The organism is Neisseria sp. P0004.S004 (assembly GCF_051963335.1).
GTDB lineage: Bacteria > Pseudomonadota > Gammaproteobacteria > Burkholderiales > Neisseriaceae > Neisseria.
The window spans coordinates 139,566-153,300 of sequence record NZ_JBQCUK010000002.1 but is presented as its reverse complement, the minus strand read 5'-3'; the positions used below and the strand labels follow the sequence as shown (position 1 = coordinate 153,300).

Below are 13,735 nucleotides of genomic sequence, written 5' to 3'. Positions count from 1 at the left end.
CCGACAAAAAGCCTACAATACGCTTCATCTGCAAACGGAAACCCTTTCTCACTTTGCAAGATAACACACAACCCTCATATGGAGCTTAGATCATGAAATTACTTTCTGTTATCACTGCAGCCACATTGGCTACTGTTTCCTTCTCTGCTGCCGCTGCGCCTGCCGGCTTCGTTTCTTACCGTTGTGAAGGCGGCAAATCACTGAACGTAATGTACGGTTTCGACCGCAGCGGCCGCGCAGTTACTGCCGACGTAAACGCCGGTGGCAAAAAAGCCTCTTTGGTTGTCGACAAAAAACGTTCTGACAGCACCGGCACTACTTTCACCAACCGTCGCGGCTATGTAATGTCTGCCGGTTTCATCGACAAAAACACCCACACTACTTCTGAAGTAGTCGGTGTGAACGCCCCTAACGGCTCATTCCTGGTGAAAAACTGCGAACCACGTCCACGTTAATCCCAGTTTTCCTATTTAACCAAATCATCCCGGTTTGATAGAAAGGCCGTCTGAAAAACAATTTTCAGACGGCCTTTTGATTCAAGCATATAAAAAAGAGCGTGTACCGTACACGCTCTTTTTGTTTGTTCACACATCAATTAAATACGCATCGGCATTACGATGTATTTGAAGTTCGGATTATTCGGTACGGTAAACAGCGTTGAACGGTTGACATCGCCAAAAGCAAGCTGCATATCGTCGGAGTGGATGTTACGCAACACATCCATCAGGTAGCCGATGTTGAAACCGACTTCGAGTTCTCCGCCTTGGTAAGCGATTTCCAGCTCTTCGCGCGCTTCTTCCTGCTCATTGTTGCTACATACGACACTCAGCAAACCAGGCTGCAAGAACAGTCGCGCACCGCGGAATTTTTCATTGGCAAGAATAGCGGCACGCTCGAGCGCACCCAAAAGCTGGGTACGGGATACGAGGAAAATCTTGTCATTATCCAAAGGAATCACGCGGTTAAAGTCAGGGAACTTGCCGTCGATGACCTTGCTGACGATGGTTGTACCATTACATTGGAAGCGTACTTGATTGTCCAAAAGCTCAACGGTGATGGACTCGGACGGATTGTTCAACAGCTTGAAGAGTTCCAATACCGTTTTGCGCGGCAGGATGACTTCCGTTTTCGGCAGTTCCGCTTCAATTTGGCTGGCCGCATAAGCAAGGCGGTGGCCGTCGGTTGCAACAAGGCGCAGTTGGTTTCCTTCAACCTGCATCAGTAAGCCGTTGAGGTAATAGCGGATATCTTGAACCGCCATGCTGTATTGCACTTGCGAAAGCATGGTTTTGAAGGTTTCTTGAGTCTGCGAGAAAGTCGCGCTGACGTCGCTGCCGACATTCATCAACGGAAAGTCTTCGGCCGGCAGGGTTTGCAGGGCAAAACGGGATTTGCCCGCACGCAGAGTCAAACGGTTGTCCGCCCAATCCAGTGACACCAACGCACTGTCAGGCAGGGCGCGCAGGATGTCTTGGAATTTTTTAGCGTTGGTCGTAATACGGAAATCGCCTGCCTGACTTTCAGGGCCGGCGGTATTGATTTGAATTTCCAAGTCGGTTGCCAAAAGTTTGGTTTGTCCGTCTTTGCTTTCCAGCAACACATTGGACAAAATCGGCAGAGTATGGCGACGTTCGACAATACCGGTAACGGCTTGCAACGGCTTGAGCAGACTGTCGCGATCGGCTTGTAAAATCAGCATGTTCCATTCCTTTGAATTTGAAATCGGTTGATTTGGGTATTTTAAAATATTTTTTGTTTTCAGACGGCCTCATATTGACCTCAGGCCGTCTGAAATTGCATTGGGTCAGTTCTGAATCAGAATCAGCAGTTTTTCATAGTCTTGCGCCAATTCGGGATCTTCTTCGCGCAGTTTCGCCACCGCTTTGACACCGTGCATCACAGTCGTGTGGTCACGACCGCCGAACGCATCACCGATAGAAGGCAGACTGAGCGTGGTCAACTCTTTGGTCAAGCTCATTGCAACTTGGCGCGGACGGGCAATGTTACGCGTGCGTTTTTTGCCCAATATATCGCTGATTTTAATACGGTAGTATTTGGCTGTCGCATCGATGATGATGTCGGCGGTAATGACTTTGTGTTTCTCGGCAATAATATCCTGCAAAGCCGTACGCGCCAAATCCATGTCGATGACAGGACGGTTCATAAAACGGCTACTGGCGCTGACACGGTTGAACGCGCCTTCCAGCTCACGCACATTAGAACGGATCAGATTGGCAATAAACAAAGCGGCTTCGTCTTCGATACTGATACCGGCCGCTTCTGCCTTTTTCTGCAAAATCGCCACGCGCATTTCCAATTCGGGCGGTTCAAGTTCCAAAGTCAAACCCCATGAGAAACGGGATTTGAGACGGTCGTCCATACCTTCGATTTTGGCGGGCAATACGTCGCACGTCAGGATCAGCTGTTTTTTCTCGTTGTGGAAATGGTTGTACAGATAGAAGAACTCTTCCATCGTACGGTCTTTGCCTTTGATGAACTGGATATCGTCGATAATCAGTAGGTCATATTGTTTGTATTGTTGCTTGAACACATCATAAGTGTTGTTGCGCACTGCCTTCATAAAGCTGCGGATATAGTCGTCCGAGTGCATATAGCGCACTTTGGCATCGGGGCGGTTTTTCAGCAATTCGTTGCCGATGGCCTGCACCAAGTGGGTTTTACCCAAACCGGTACTGCCGTATAAGAAAAACGGGTTGTAGCCCTGCCCCGGATTTTCAGCAATCGCTTGGGCGGCTGCGGCGGCAAGGCGGTTGCCCTTACCTTCCACCAAAGTTTCAAATGTATAGTCGCGCGACAGATTGGTCTGTTCGTAGCGCGCTTCTTCCGCATCGTGTTGCGCGTCGGTTTTGGCTTTGGCAACTGCTTTAGACTCAGCCGGAGCGGCAGTTTGCACTTGAGGCTCATGCGGCAGGTTTTTCATGCGCTGCGCCAAAATCTCGGCAGCCGTCTTGGCAGCGGCAGGCTTGGAAACCGTTTCAGACGGCCTGTCTTCTTCTATTGCCGCAACGGTTTGCAAAGGCATTTGAACAGGCTCTACAAATTCTTCAACTTCAATGACTTCTTGCACTTGCACCGGCGCAACAGCCTGAGCCGCCATTTCATAATGCGTACCTACGCCCGGCTTAAACGCAAACGCAGCCTGCTGAGGCACCAATTCGGCACGCACGGCGTCAATTTTGGCGGCAAACTGGCTTTTGAGCATATTGCAGGCAAATTGGTTTTTACCATACACCACCCATACGCCGTTTTCTTCACCCACGGTCAAAGGCGCAATCCATTGCGCAAACTGCCCGGCAGGCAACATTTCGTGAAGGCGGCAAAGGCACAGCGGCCAAAATTCAGCTAACGTCATGAGATTAAGCTCGGAAAATGGAAGATTTGGGAAATACAAGAAGGCAGAGCAGACAGGCAATCCGATAAAAATCAAATTTTTACAATACTCCCGCTGCTTTCAGACGGCCTTGCGCACAGAGAAAAGCAAGGTTGGGCGATTATACCCATTCCGCTCTTTTTTATCCACAACCGCCGCAAAATTTTATCCACAAATTCTATCAATGCATAAAACCCGTTGTCACACTTTGGCCAACGAAAAGTTTTTATATTGATTGACAAAAGCAGTAAATTAGAGTGTAATTCACGGTTTAATTATCTACCAATTTTTAGGAAACATCATGAAACGCACTTATCAACCTTCCGTTACCAAACGCAAACGCACCCACGGCTTCTTGGTTCGCTCCAAAACCCGCGGTGGTCGCGCAGTATTGGCTGCCCGTCGCGCCAAAGGCCGCAAACGCCTGGCTGTATAATTTTGAATTACGGCTTCTCGAAGCAGTATCGCTTATTAAAAACGGATGATTTTTCATCCGTTTTTGCGTTGAAAAACCGACGCAGCCGCGATTTGCTGCAAGTCTCCCAGTCCGCAGACAACGCGCTCGGCCATCCGCGCCTTGGTTTGGTCGTCAGCAAAAAGACCGCCAAACGCGCCCATGACCGCAATTATATGAAGCGCGTCATCCGCGACTGGTTCAGGCTGAATCAACACCAGCTGCCGCCGCATGACTTTGTTGTGCGCGTGCGTCAGGCGTTTAATCGGGAAACTGCTCTGGAAGCCCGCAACCAACTTGCCCAGCTGATGAAAAAACGCTGATGAATACCCTGCTTTCCAAGCTCCTCCTTGCACTCATCCGCTTTTACCAATACTGCATCAGCCCCCTCATTCCGCCGCGCTGCCGCTATACCCCGACCTGTTCACAATACGCAGTCGAAGCCGTCAAAAAATACGGCGCATTCAAAGGCGGATGGCTGGCCATCAAACGCATCGCACGATGCCATCCTTTCGGCGGACACGGACATGACCCTGTTCCATAATGCTGCTGTCAACCATTTAAAGAACACGATTTCCTTTAATTTCCCGTCGGTTTCTATATAATGCCGTCTGAAGCAGTTTTCATCTCGATTACCTATCCGTCAACTCCAGGAATCTCTTATGGATTTTAAAAGACTAATGGCGTTTTTTGCCATTTCAGTGGCAATCTTTGCCGGCTGGGAACATTTTTTCCCCAGCCCCAAACCTAATCCGGCGCAACAAGCCGCGCAACAGCAAACGGCTGCTACTCCGGCAAAAGCCGCTGCCGAAGCCGCGCTAGCCCCGGCCTCTCCTATTACCGTTACCACAGACACGGTTAAAGCCGTCATTGATGAGAAAAGCGGCGACCTGCGCCAGCTGACCCTCTTGCAATACAAAGCAACCGGTGACGAACACAAACCTTTCGTCCTGTTTAACGACGGCAAGGAATACACCTACGTTGCCCAATCCGAGCTTTTGGACGCACAAGGCAACAACGTTCTGAAAGGCATCAGCTTTACCGCTCCGCAAAAACAATACAGTTTGGAAGGCGACAAAGTTGAAGTCCGCCTGAGCGCACCTGAAACCAACGGCCTGAAAATCGACAAAGTTTATACTTTTACCAAAGGCAGCTACTTGGTTAACGTCCGTTTCGACATTACCAACAGCAACGGCCAACCCGTCAACCTGAGCGCAGACTACCGCATCGTTCGCGACCACAGCGAACCTGAAGGCCAAGGCTACTTCACCCGCTCTTACGTCGGCCCGGTGGTTTACACCCCTGAAGGCGGCTTCCAAAAAGTCAGCTTCTCTGATTTGGACGACGATGCCAAGTCCGGCAAATCCGAAGCCGAATACATCCGCAAAACCCCGACCGGCTGGCTCGGCATGATTGAACACCACTTCATGTCCACTTGGATTTTGCAGCCTAAAGACGGCCAAAGCGTATGCGCTGCAGGCGACTGCCGTATCGACATCAAACGCCGCAACGACAACCTGTACAGCGCAAGCGTCAGCGTGCCTTTGGCCGCCATCCAAGCCGGTGCAAAAGCCGAAACTGCCATCAACCTGTATGCCGGTCCGCAAACCACTTCCGTTATCGCCAACATCGCCGACAAACTGCAACTGGCCAAAGACTACGGCAAAGTACACTGGTTCGCCTCCCCACTCTTCTGGCTCTTGAACCAACTGCACAACATCATCGGCAACTGGGGCTGGGCAATCATCGTTTTGACCATCATCGTCAAAGCCGTACTGTATCCATTGACCAACGCCTCTTACCGCTCTATGGCAAAAATGCGTGCCGCCGCACCTAAATTGCAAGCCATCAAAGAGAAATACGGCGATGACCGCATGGCGCAACAACAAGCCATGATGCAGCTTTACAAAGACGAGAAAATCAATCCGCTGGGTGGCTGTCTGCCTATGCTGTTGCAAATCCCCGTCTTCATCGGCCTGTACTGGGCATTGTTCGCTTCCGTAGAATTGCGCCAAGCGCCTTGGTTAGGCTGGATTACCGACTTGAGCCGTCCGGATCCTTTCTACATCCTGCCTTTGATTATGGCGGCAACCATGTTTGCACAAACTTATCTGAATCCGCCGTCAACCGACCCAATGCAGGCGAAAATGATGAAAATCATGCCTTTGGTTTTCTCCATCATGTTCTTCTTCTTCCCTGCCGGTTTGGTTCTGTACTGGGTAGTCAACAACCTCTTGACCATTGCCCAACAATGGCACATCAACCGCAGCATCGAAAAACAACGCGCCCAAGGCGAAGTTGTTTCTTGATAAAGGTTTAGGCAACACAAAGGCCGTCTGTTGTTCAGACGGCCTTTTTTTCTTTCCTCAAATACAGTTTGGGATTGAACCCAATCCAGTTTTAAGCGGCATGCAACACAAAAATCGTCGGGCGTTTTTTCAAATTCGGCATTTCTTTTCTTTTTCGCCACTGCGCAATCGTCTGGCTGATGATTTCCTGTGCCGGCAAGGTCAAGTCCGTAGCCACGCACAAGCGCGTTTCAGGATGCAGGTTTTCCACCGCATCAGCCAACAACGCATCGTTGCGATACGGCGTTTCGATAAACAGCTGTGTTTCATTCTGCTGGCGAGAACGTTGTTCCAAAGCCTTTAAACTCTGAATACGCTCATTTTTTTCAGACGGCAGATAACCCTTAAATGCAAAGTTCTGACCATTCGCACCCGAAGCCATCAGCGCCAGCAACAAACTGGACGGCCCGACCAAAGGCCGTACTTCAAAACCGTGTTTATGCACCAACGCCACCAAATTCGCACCCGGATCGGCAACAGCCGGGCAACCTGCCTCGCTGACAATACCCATACTGCGCCCTTCTTGCAAAGGTTTCAGTAATTCCGGCAAAGTCTTCAAATCCGTGTGTTCATTCAGCGTTTGCAGATTCAGCTCGCGGATAGGCGTAGTTACGCCCAAATGTTTCAAATGCGCGCGCGCTGTTTTTTCCGCTTCCACGACAAAATCCGTCAGCCCGACAATCGCCTGTTGCTCATGCGGCAACAGGCATGGCGTATCAGGCGCACCCAAAGGGGTAGGAATCAAATACAAAATCGGTTTCATTCTTGCAACTCCCAAAAATCTCAGGCCGTCTGAACACATTCAGACGGCCTCAAACTATAAAACTTCCACACCTTCGTTTTTCAAAAAATCAATCAGACGGAAAATCGGAAGGCCGATCAAAGCATTCGGATCCGTACTTTCAATACGCTCCAACAAAGCGGCTCCCAAACCCTCGCTCTTCGCCGCACCGGCACAATAAACCGCATCCGGCTCGCGTTCCAAATATCGGCTGATTTGTTCCTGCGACAACTGGCGCATGGTAACCACCGTATGATCGACATGATGCTGAACCTTGCCCGTAGCAGTATTCAAAAGCACGATTGCGCTGTAAAATTCAATCCGTTTTCCACTTAAGTTTTCCAGCATCTGTTGTGCATTTGCGACGTTCATCGGTTTGCCCAACTGCCGTCCTTCGCACCATGCCACTTGGTCTGCGCCGATAATCAGCGCGACAGGAAAAGCTGCTACCAATGAACGGGCTTTGCCTTCCGCCAAACGCAGCGCCGTTTCGCCTGCATGTTCGCCCGCAATAGGCGTTTCGTCAAAATCAGGCGATGCCGTCTGAAAATCGATACCCAAACGGCGAAGCTGTCCGCAGCGGAAAACCGAACTCGACCCTAAAACCAAAGGCAGTTTTACTTCCATATTTTTACTTAAAAACATTGACGTTAGACCGCCGAAATTATATCATACTCCGTTTATGTCATACCCTAATTTGATTGACCCAGAAGTTTTCGCCGCCGAAGGGCAGAATCTGCAAGGCAGCTTCCTGCTCGAAGAATTGGATGAACGAGTCAGTTCGCACGATTATCCGGCCGACAAACAGACACGCGTGTCGTTTACGCTGCAAGGCGGCCGCGACCGGCTGCAACGTCTGTTTCTCGATTTGAACGTCAAAGCCGACATGCCCCTGATTTGCCAGCGCTGCATTACGCCCATGCCGTTTCTACTCGATGAAACCAGCCGTATCGTCTTGTTTGCCGATGAAGAGAGTTTGGACGAAGCCATGCTTGCCGATGAAGAATTGGAAGGCATACTGCTCGAAAAAGAGCTAGACGTACGAACTCTGGTCGAAGACCAAATCCTGATGTCGCTCCCTTTCTCCCCTCGACACGAAGACTGCGGCAACAATGGAACACTGGACGAAGTCAATCGGGACAAACCAAACCCCTTCGCTGTTTTAGCAGGTTTGAAAAGCAGTTAATTAGGACACAGTTTATTTATCTAGGAGCTTGAAATGGCCGTTCAACAAAACAAAAAATCCCCTTCTAAACGCGGTATGCACCGTTCACACGACGCTCTGACTGCGCCTTCTCTGTCTGTCGACAGCGCAACCGGCGAAGTGCATCGTCCACACCACATTTCTCCAAACGGTATGTACCGTGGCCGTAAAGTGGTAAAAGCTAAAGGCGAATAATCCGTTCGTCTGACTGAAAAAGCCAGAATATTGCCATGCAATGACTGGCTTTTTTGCATTGCACCCTGTATTTTCCTCTTCGGAAGCACACCATGAAACGTAAAATCTGGTACACCTACGACGACATCCACCGCGTAATCAAAGGATTGGCGGAAAAAATCCAAAACTCCGGCACCAAATACGATGCCATGATTGCCATTGGCGGCGGCGGTTTTATCCCTGCCCGCATGTTGCGCTGCTTCTTGGAAATCCCGATTTACGCCGTGACCACAGCCTACTACGACAACGATCACGAAGGTCAAGTGACCGATGAAGTGAAAAAAGTCCAATGGCTTGATCCCGTTCCCGATGTACTGAAAGGCAAAAACGTATTGGTTGTTGACGAAGTGGACGACAGCCGCGTTACCATGGAATTCTGCCTGAACGAATTGTTGAAAGAAGATTTCGGCACCATCGGCGTGGCAGTATTGCATGAAAAAATCAAAGCCAAAGTCGGCAAGATTCCCGAAGGCATCCCTTATTTCAGCGGCATTACCGTGGAAGACTGGTGGATCAACTATCCTTGGGACGCACTGGACATCGACGAACACAATAAATTGGCCGCGCAAAACCGATAAATCCGGCATGACCATCGCAACAAGCCTTTCCATCTGATTTTCAATCTATCTCCTGAAAATCAGATGAGTGTGCTTGTCCGATGGTCCGAGGCCGTCTGAAACACACAAACCGGAGAACAACATGATTACACTGGCCGTAGATGCCATGGGCGGAGATGCAGGCCTTGCGATTACCGTCCCCGGTGCAGTGGATTTCCTCAAACAACAATCCGATGTACATCTGATTATGGTCGGCGATGAAGCAGCAGTCCGCCAAGCATTAAGCTCGGCAGGCGCGCCTATGGACCGCATCACCGTCTGCCATGCAGCACAAGTTGTTGAAATGGATGAAGCGCCGCAATCCGCGCTGAAAAACAAAAAAGAATCATCCATGCGCATCGCCATCAACCAAGTTAAAGAAGGCAACGCGCAAGCCGCCGTATCAGCAGGCAATACCGGCGCACTGATGGCGACCGCCCGATTCGTCCTCAAAACCATTCCCGGCATTGAGCGCCCCGCTATCGCCAAATTCCTGCCTTCCGACAGCGAACACGTTACTTTGGCTTTGGATTTGGGTGCCAACGTTGACTGTACGCCCGAACAACTGGTTCAATTTGCCATCATCGGCAGCGAGCTGGTACACGCCCTGCACCCCGAAAAAGGCAGTCCGCGCGTCGCCCTTTTGAACGTCGGCACAGAAGACATCAAGGGTACGGATGCCGTCAAACAAACCTTTAAACTGTTGAGCAGCAGCAAACTCAACTTCATCGGCAATATCGAAAGCAATAGCGTTTTGTATGGCGAAGCCGATGTCGTTGTCGCAGACGGATTTGTCGGCAACGTTATGCTCAAAACCATCGAAGGCGCGGTTAAATTCATGAGCGGCGCTATCCGCCGTGAATTCCAAAGCACCCTGTTCAACAAACTTGCCGCCATTGCCGCCCTGCCCGCGCTCAAAGGCTTGAAAGGCAAACTGGATCCGCGCAAATTTAACGGCGCCATCCTGCTTGGCCTACGCGGTATCGTGATTAAGAGCCACGGCGGAACCGACGAAGTCGGCTTCCGTTATGCTTTGGAAGAAGCCTACCACGAAGCCAAATCTGCCGGCCTCGCCCAAATCGAACAAGGAGTAGCCACCCAGTTGGCCGCTTTAGAAGCCGCCAAAGCAGAAGCAGAGCAGGAAGAAACCGCCGCTCCGGCCACGGAAGCTTAAGGCTGATATACACAGGCCGTCTGAAACTTCAAAATGTTCAGACGGCCTGTTTTTATCTTTGAAACACCAACTTCATGCTTCATATTGGGAATTTCCCCATTTTCGCTTACAATATCCGACTATCTGAATTAACTCTCTAAAAAGGCCGTTCTCATGCAATATGCCAAAATTTCCGGCACAGGCAGCTATCTTCCTGCCAACCGCGTCAGCAATGACGACCTTGCCAAAAAAGTGGACACTTCCGACGAATGGATTACCACGCGTACAGGCATCAAATTCCGCCATATTGCAGACGAGGGCGAAAAAACCAGCGACTTGGCCGCCGAATCAGCACGTCGCGCCTTGGCAGATGCCCATTTACAGGCTGACGACATCGACCTGATTATCGTTGCCACAGCCACTCCCGATATGCAGTTCCCCTCCACTGCGACCATCGTTCAGCAAAAATTAGGCATAACCAACAGCTGCCCTGCCTTTGACGTCCAAGCCGTGTGCGCCGGTTTTATGTATGCCATGACCACTGCCAATGCCTACATCAAAAGCGGCATGGCGAAAAACGCTTTGGTTATCGGCGCGGAAACCTTCAGCCGCATCGTCGATTGGAACGACCGCACCACCTGCGTCCTCTTTGGTGACGGCGCAGGCGCGGTTGTCTTAAGCGCATCTGACGAACCGGGCATCATCCACAGCAAACTCAAAGCCGACGGCAACTACCTCAACCTTTTAAACGTCCCGGGACAAATCGCCAACGGCCAGGTTTGCGGGTCGCCCTACATCAGCATGGACGGTCCCGGCGTATTCAAATTTGCCGTCAAAATGCTGGCAAAAATTGCAGATGACGTTATCGAAGAAGCCGGTTACACCGCCGACCAAATCGATTGGATTGTGCCGCACCAAGCCAACAAGCGCATTATCGACTCTACCGCCAAACACTTGGGTTTGAGCATGGACAAAGTGATCTTGACCGTCCAAGACCACGGCAACACTTCCGCAGCCTCCATTCCGTTGGCACTGGATGTCGGCATTAAAAACGGCCAAATCAAACGCGGACAAAACCTCTTGCTCGAAGGCATCGGCGGCGGTTTTGCCTGGGGTGCGGTTTTGGTGAAATACTAACGGTTGGGCCGTCTGAATATCCCTTTCAGACGGCCTATTCTGCTCAAACCCATGAAATCCCTAACGTTTGCATTCTGCATCAGCAGCCTGTTTTTAAGCATAACGGCTGTAATATTGCCCAAACTGGCAATCGCCTATCTCGCACAGAGCGCATACGTTTTCCTGCTTTACTACCAAGACAAACAGCGCGCACGCAACCACGGCAGGCGCATACCCGAAGCAAAATTGCATCTGCTCAACCTGCTTGGCGGTTGGCCGGGCGGTTATTGCGGCAGCCTTGCATTCCGGCATAAAACCAGCAAATCCGGATTTATCCGCACCTTCCGACTGGGTGCCGCAACCAATACTGCCGCCACCCTCCTTCTGCTGGCAGATACCCTAAAACATTCAAACCAATAAGGAATTACCATGTCTTTCGCATTCTTCTTTCCTGGACAAGGCTCACAAAGCCTAGGCATGATGAACGGCTTTGCCGAACAAGCCATCGTTAAAGCCACATTTGACGAAGCTTCCGCCGTATTGGGTCAAGACCTGTGGGCAATGATTAACGGCGAAGATGCCGAATTAATCGGTCAAACCGTCAACACCCAGCCCATCATGCTGGCTGCCGGCATTGCCACCTACCGCGCCTACTTAGAAGCCGGCGGCAAAACCCCTTCCGTCGTTGCAGGCCACAGCCTCGGCGAATACACCGCCCTCGTCGCTGCCGGCGCATTGGATTTTGCAGACGCAGTCAAACTCGTCCGCCTGCGCGCCGAACTCATGCAATCCGCCGTACCGCAAGGCGTAGGCGCAATGGCCGCTATTTTGGGTTTGGAAGACGAACAAGTCAAAGCCATTTGCGCCGAAGCCGCACAAGGCGAAGTCGTTGAAGCCGTCAACTTCAACTCCCCAGGCCAAGTCGTGATCGCCGGCAACACCGCCGCAGTCGAACGCGCCATGGCCGCCGCCAAAGAAGCCGGAGCCAAACGTGCCCTGCCGCTGCCCGTTTCCGTTCCCTCACATTGCAGCCTCATGAAGCCCGCAGCAGAAAAACTTGCCGAAGCACTGAAAGACATCACCATCAAACAACCGCAAATCCGCGTCATCCATAACGCCGATGTTGCTTCTTACGATGATGCCGACAAAATCAAAGATGCCCTAGTACGCCAACTGTACAGCCCGGTGCGCTGGACAGAAACCGTCAACGCGCTTGTTTCCGAAGGCATCACCGAATCCGCCGAATGCGGCCCCGGCAAAGTCCTCGCAGGCCTCGCCAAACGCATCAACAAAGAAGCCGTATGCAGCGCATTGACCAATGCCGACCAAGTGGCTACATTTATTGAAGCCCATTAAAACGTTTTCAGACGGCCTTATCCTGTCAGGCAAGGCCGTCTGAAAAATCAGCCCACTCCAATCCGAATACATTATGAAAAAAACCATTATTCTTGCCGTTCCCTACATGTACGGACTGGATCAATGTATCGAAAAAAATCTGCGTTTTCTTGGCTTTGATGTCATCAACCTGTGCTATGACGACCGGGATTCCTATTACCCGAACTTGGGCAGCAGACTCAAAAACCTCTATCACAAACACATCACCAAAGACGGCAACTATAAAAAATACCTCAAATACAGCCGCCACTTCGACGACATTCAGCAAAAATTGGCCTCGCTAAACGGTAAAAAAGCCGACTATGCGCTCTGTATCCGCGCCAATATTTACCCCAAAGAAATCATCGCCACCATTCGAGAACACAGCAACATTTGCGTGAATTATCAATGGGATGGCGTAGGGCGCTTCCCAGACATTATTGAATATTTGGATTATTTTGACCAATGCTGGGTTTTCGATCCCGATGATATTCAAAAATATCCACAATGCCGTTTCAAAGCCACCACCAATTTTTACTTTGACTTTCCCGTGGCTGAATATGCACCCACTAACAAACTCTACTTTTTAGGCGGCTACGAACTTAGACGCGAAGAGCAAACCAAACGTTTTATCCAAGAAACTGAACGCCTCAACCTACCCTTGGATTTCCATATCTACTGCAAAGACGACAGGGCCGAAAAAGCCTTCGGACACAACGGCATCCGCTATCTCGACCGCAGTAGCATCCTCAGCTTTGAAGAAAACCTCAGCCAAGTACAAAGTTGCGGTGCGGTCGTCGATTTTGCACAATTCGAACATTACGGCTTATCATTCCGTATCTTTGATGCGTTGCGTTTCGATAAAAAACTGATTACCACCAACAAACATATCTTAGAGACCGACCTATACCACCCAGACCGTGTGTTCGTATGGGACGGCGGTAGTTTAGACGCATTGCCTGAATTTTTGGCACGCCCGTATCAGCAACCTGACCCTGAAATCAAAGCCTATTATTCATTTACACAATGGCTAAACCGCCTGCTCGGAATTGATTAACCCTATGCCGATAGCAAATATTCCTGT

The 13,735-nt window shown here is 50.5% G+C and carries 17 protein-coding genes; 13 read left to right on the top strand and 4 right to left on the bottom strand.

Annotation, left to right across the window (positions count from 1 at the left end; translation table 11 throughout):
* Positions 1–92 precede the first annotated feature (92 nt).
* On the top strand, positions 93–455 hold the full coding sequence (locus tag ACTHRY_RS02185; protein WP_440373992.1) for an ACP-like domain-containing protein: 363 nt from the start codon (positions 93–95) through the stop codon (positions 453–455).
* 140 nt (positions 456–595) lie between these two features.
* Here the strand turns inward: ACTHRY_RS02185 and dnaN are convergent, their stop codons facing one another.
* Complete coding sequence (gene dnaN, locus ACTHRY_RS02180; protein ID WP_049322498.1) at positions 596–1,699, bottom strand: DNA polymerase III subunit beta; 1,104 nt, start codon at positions 1,697–1,699, stop codon at positions 596–598.
* Between the two features lie 105 nt (positions 1,700–1,804).
* Positions 1,805–3,373 (bottom strand): chromosomal replication initiator protein DnaA, encoded by a 1,569-nt coding sequence (gene dnaA / locus ACTHRY_RS02175; RefSeq protein ID WP_049322497.1) that lies wholly within the window; start codon positions 3,371–3,373, stop codon positions 1,805–1,807.
* Between the two features lie 319 nt (positions 3,374–3,692).
* Between dnaA and rpmH the strand changes: the two genes are divergently transcribed.
* The 4 genes from rpmH to yidC all read left to right on the top strand — a co-directional run bounded on the left by rpmH (position 3,693) and on the right by yidC (position 6,154).
* Positions 3,693–3,827: a 50S ribosomal protein L34 gene (rpmH, locus tag ACTHRY_RS02170; RefSeq protein ID WP_002214728.1), complete on the top strand. Its 135-nt coding sequence runs from the start codon at positions 3,693–3,695 to the stop codon at positions 3,825–3,827.
* Between the two features lie 2 nt (positions 3,828–3,829).
* Positions 3,830–4,168, top strand: coding sequence for a ribonuclease P protein component (gene rnpA / locus ACTHRY_RS02165; RefSeq protein ID WP_049322495.1), 339 nt, complete (start codon positions 3,830–3,832; stop codon positions 4,166–4,168).
* On the top strand, positions 4,168–4,389 hold the full coding sequence (gene yidD / locus ACTHRY_RS02160; protein ID WP_003682178.1) for a membrane protein insertion efficiency factor YidD: 222 nt from the start codon (positions 4,168–4,170) through the stop codon (positions 4,387–4,389). Before rnpA ends, yidD begins: the two co-directional genes overlap by 1 nt.
* A 118-nt stretch (positions 4,390–4,507) precedes the next feature.
* Entirely contained in the window at positions 4,508–6,154 is a 1,647-nt protein-coding gene (gene yidC, locus ACTHRY_RS02155) for a membrane protein insertase YidC (RefSeq protein ID WP_049322494.1), read from the top strand.
* Between the two features lie 91 nt (positions 6,155–6,245).
* Here the strand turns inward: yidC and ACTHRY_RS02150 are convergent, their stop codons facing one another.
* Both ACTHRY_RS02150 and ACTHRY_RS02145 read right to left on the bottom strand, forming a co-directional pair.
* Complete coding sequence (locus ACTHRY_RS02150; protein WP_049322493.1) at positions 6,246–6,956, bottom strand: SAM-dependent methyltransferase; 711 nt, start codon at positions 6,954–6,956, stop codon at positions 6,246–6,248.
* A 54-nt stretch (positions 6,957–7,010) separates the two neighbouring features.
* Positions 7,011–7,601, bottom strand: a complete 591-nt coding sequence (locus ACTHRY_RS02145) for a Maf family protein (protein WP_440373991.1) — start codon at positions 7,599–7,601, stop codon at positions 7,011–7,013.
* Between the two features lie 55 nt (positions 7,602–7,656).
* Here ACTHRY_RS02145 and ACTHRY_RS02140 point away from each other — a divergent pair, with 55 nt between their 5' ends.
* The 8 genes from ACTHRY_RS02140 (at position 7,657) to ACTHRY_RS02105 (ending at position 13,708) form a co-directional block, all read left to right on the top strand.
* Positions 7,657–8,160, top strand: coding sequence for a YceD family protein (locus tag ACTHRY_RS02140; RefSeq protein WP_049322492.1), 504 nt, complete (start codon positions 7,657–7,659; stop codon positions 8,158–8,160).
* A 33-nt stretch (positions 8,161–8,193) separates the two neighbouring features.
* Positions 8,194–8,373 (top strand): 50S ribosomal protein L32, encoded by a 180-nt coding sequence (gene rpmF / locus ACTHRY_RS02135; RefSeq protein ID WP_002240035.1) that lies wholly within the window; start codon positions 8,194–8,196, stop codon positions 8,371–8,373.
* Between the two features lie 92 nt (positions 8,374–8,465).
* Positions 8,466–8,990: a phosphoribosyltransferase gene (locus ACTHRY_RS02130; protein ID WP_049322491.1), complete on the top strand. Its 525-nt coding sequence runs from the start codon at positions 8,466–8,468 to the stop codon at positions 8,988–8,990.
* A gap of 121 nt (positions 8,991–9,111) precedes the next feature.
* Positions 9,112–10,182: a phosphate acyltransferase PlsX gene (gene plsX, locus ACTHRY_RS02125; protein WP_003748926.1), complete on the top strand. Its 1,071-nt coding sequence runs from the start codon at positions 9,112–9,114 to the stop codon at positions 10,180–10,182.
* A gap of 153 nt (positions 10,183–10,335) precedes the next feature.
* A complete protein-coding gene (locus ACTHRY_RS02120) occupies positions 10,336–11,298 on the top strand; it encodes a beta-ketoacyl-ACP synthase III (RefSeq protein ID WP_049322490.1) in 963 nt (320 codons plus the stop codon).
* 51 nt (positions 11,299–11,349) lie between these two features.
* Complete coding sequence (locus ACTHRY_RS02115; protein ID WP_049322489.1) at positions 11,350–11,697, top strand: DUF1294 domain-containing protein; 348 nt, start codon at positions 11,350–11,352, stop codon at positions 11,695–11,697.
* Positions 11,698–11,706: 9 nt separating this feature from the next.
* Positions 11,707–12,633 (top strand): ACP S-malonyltransferase, encoded by a 927-nt coding sequence (gene fabD / locus ACTHRY_RS02110; RefSeq protein ID WP_049322488.1) that lies wholly within the window; start codon positions 11,707–11,709, stop codon positions 12,631–12,633.
* A gap of 73 nt (positions 12,634–12,706) precedes the next feature.
* Complete coding sequence (locus ACTHRY_RS02105) at positions 12,707–13,708, top strand: hypothetical protein (protein ID WP_049322487.1); 1,002 nt, start codon at positions 12,707–12,709, stop codon at positions 13,706–13,708.
* The last annotated feature ends 27 nt before the right edge of the window (positions 13,709–13,735 follow it).

What these genes read in the sequence shown, in the direction of transcription:
- fabD (WP_049322488.1), top strand. Translation starts at nt 11,707, where the DNA reads ATGTCTTTCGCATTCTTCTTTCCTGGACAAGGCTCACAAAGCCTAGGC.
- rpmH (WP_002214728.1), top strand. Translation starts at nt 3,693, where the DNA reads ATGAAACGCACTTATCAACCTTCCGTTACCAAACGCAAACGCACCCAC.
- ACTHRY_RS02130 (WP_049322491.1), top strand. Translation starts at nt 8,466, where the DNA reads ATGAAACGTAAAATCTGGTACACCTACGACGACATCCACCGCGTAATC.
- ACTHRY_RS02140 (WP_049322492.1), top strand. Translation starts at nt 7,657, where the DNA reads ATGTCATACCCTAATTTGATTGACCCAGAAGTTTTCGCCGCCGAAGGG.
- plsX (WP_003748926.1), top strand. Translation starts at nt 9,112, where the DNA reads ATGATTACACTGGCCGTAGATGCCATGGGCGGAGATGCAGGCCTTGCG.
- ACTHRY_RS02105 (WP_049322487.1), top strand. Translation starts at nt 12,707, where the DNA reads ATGAAAAAAACCATTATTCTTGCCGTTCCCTACATGTACGGACTGGAT.
- ACTHRY_RS02150 (WP_049322493.1), bottom strand. Translation starts at nt 6,956, where the DNA reads ATGAAACCGATTTTGTATTTGATTCCTACCCCTTTGGGTGCGCCTGAT.
- yidD (WP_003682178.1), top strand. Translation starts at nt 4,168, where the DNA reads ATGAATACCCTGCTTTCCAAGCTCCTCCTTGCACTCATCCGCTTTTAC.
- ACTHRY_RS02115 (WP_049322489.1), top strand. Translation starts at nt 11,350, where the DNA reads ATGAAATCCCTAACGTTTGCATTCTGCATCAGCAGCCTGTTTTTAAGC.
- dnaA (WP_049322497.1), bottom strand. Translation starts at nt 3,373, where the DNA reads ATGACGTTAGCTGAATTTTGGCCGCTGTGCCTTTGCCGCCTTCACGAA.
- yidC (WP_049322494.1), top strand. Translation starts at nt 4,508, where the DNA reads ATGGATTTTAAAAGACTAATGGCGTTTTTTGCCATTTCAGTGGCAATC.
- ACTHRY_RS02145 (WP_440373991.1), bottom strand. Translation starts at nt 7,601, where the DNA reads ATGGAAGTAAAACTGCCTTTGGTTTTAGGGTCGAGTTCGGTTTTCCGC.
- ACTHRY_RS02185 (WP_440373992.1), top strand. Translation starts at nt 93, where the DNA reads ATGAAATTACTTTCTGTTATCACTGCAGCCACATTGGCTACTGTTTCC.
- rpmF (WP_002240035.1), top strand. Translation starts at nt 8,194, where the DNA reads ATGGCCGTTCAACAAAACAAAAAATCCCCTTCTAAACGCGGTATGCAC.
- ACTHRY_RS02120 (WP_049322490.1), top strand. Translation starts at nt 10,336, where the DNA reads ATGCAATATGCCAAAATTTCCGGCACAGGCAGCTATCTTCCTGCCAAC.
- dnaN (WP_049322498.1), bottom strand. Translation starts at nt 1,699, where the DNA reads ATGCTGATTTTACAAGCCGATCGCGACAGTCTGCTCAAGCCGTTGCAA.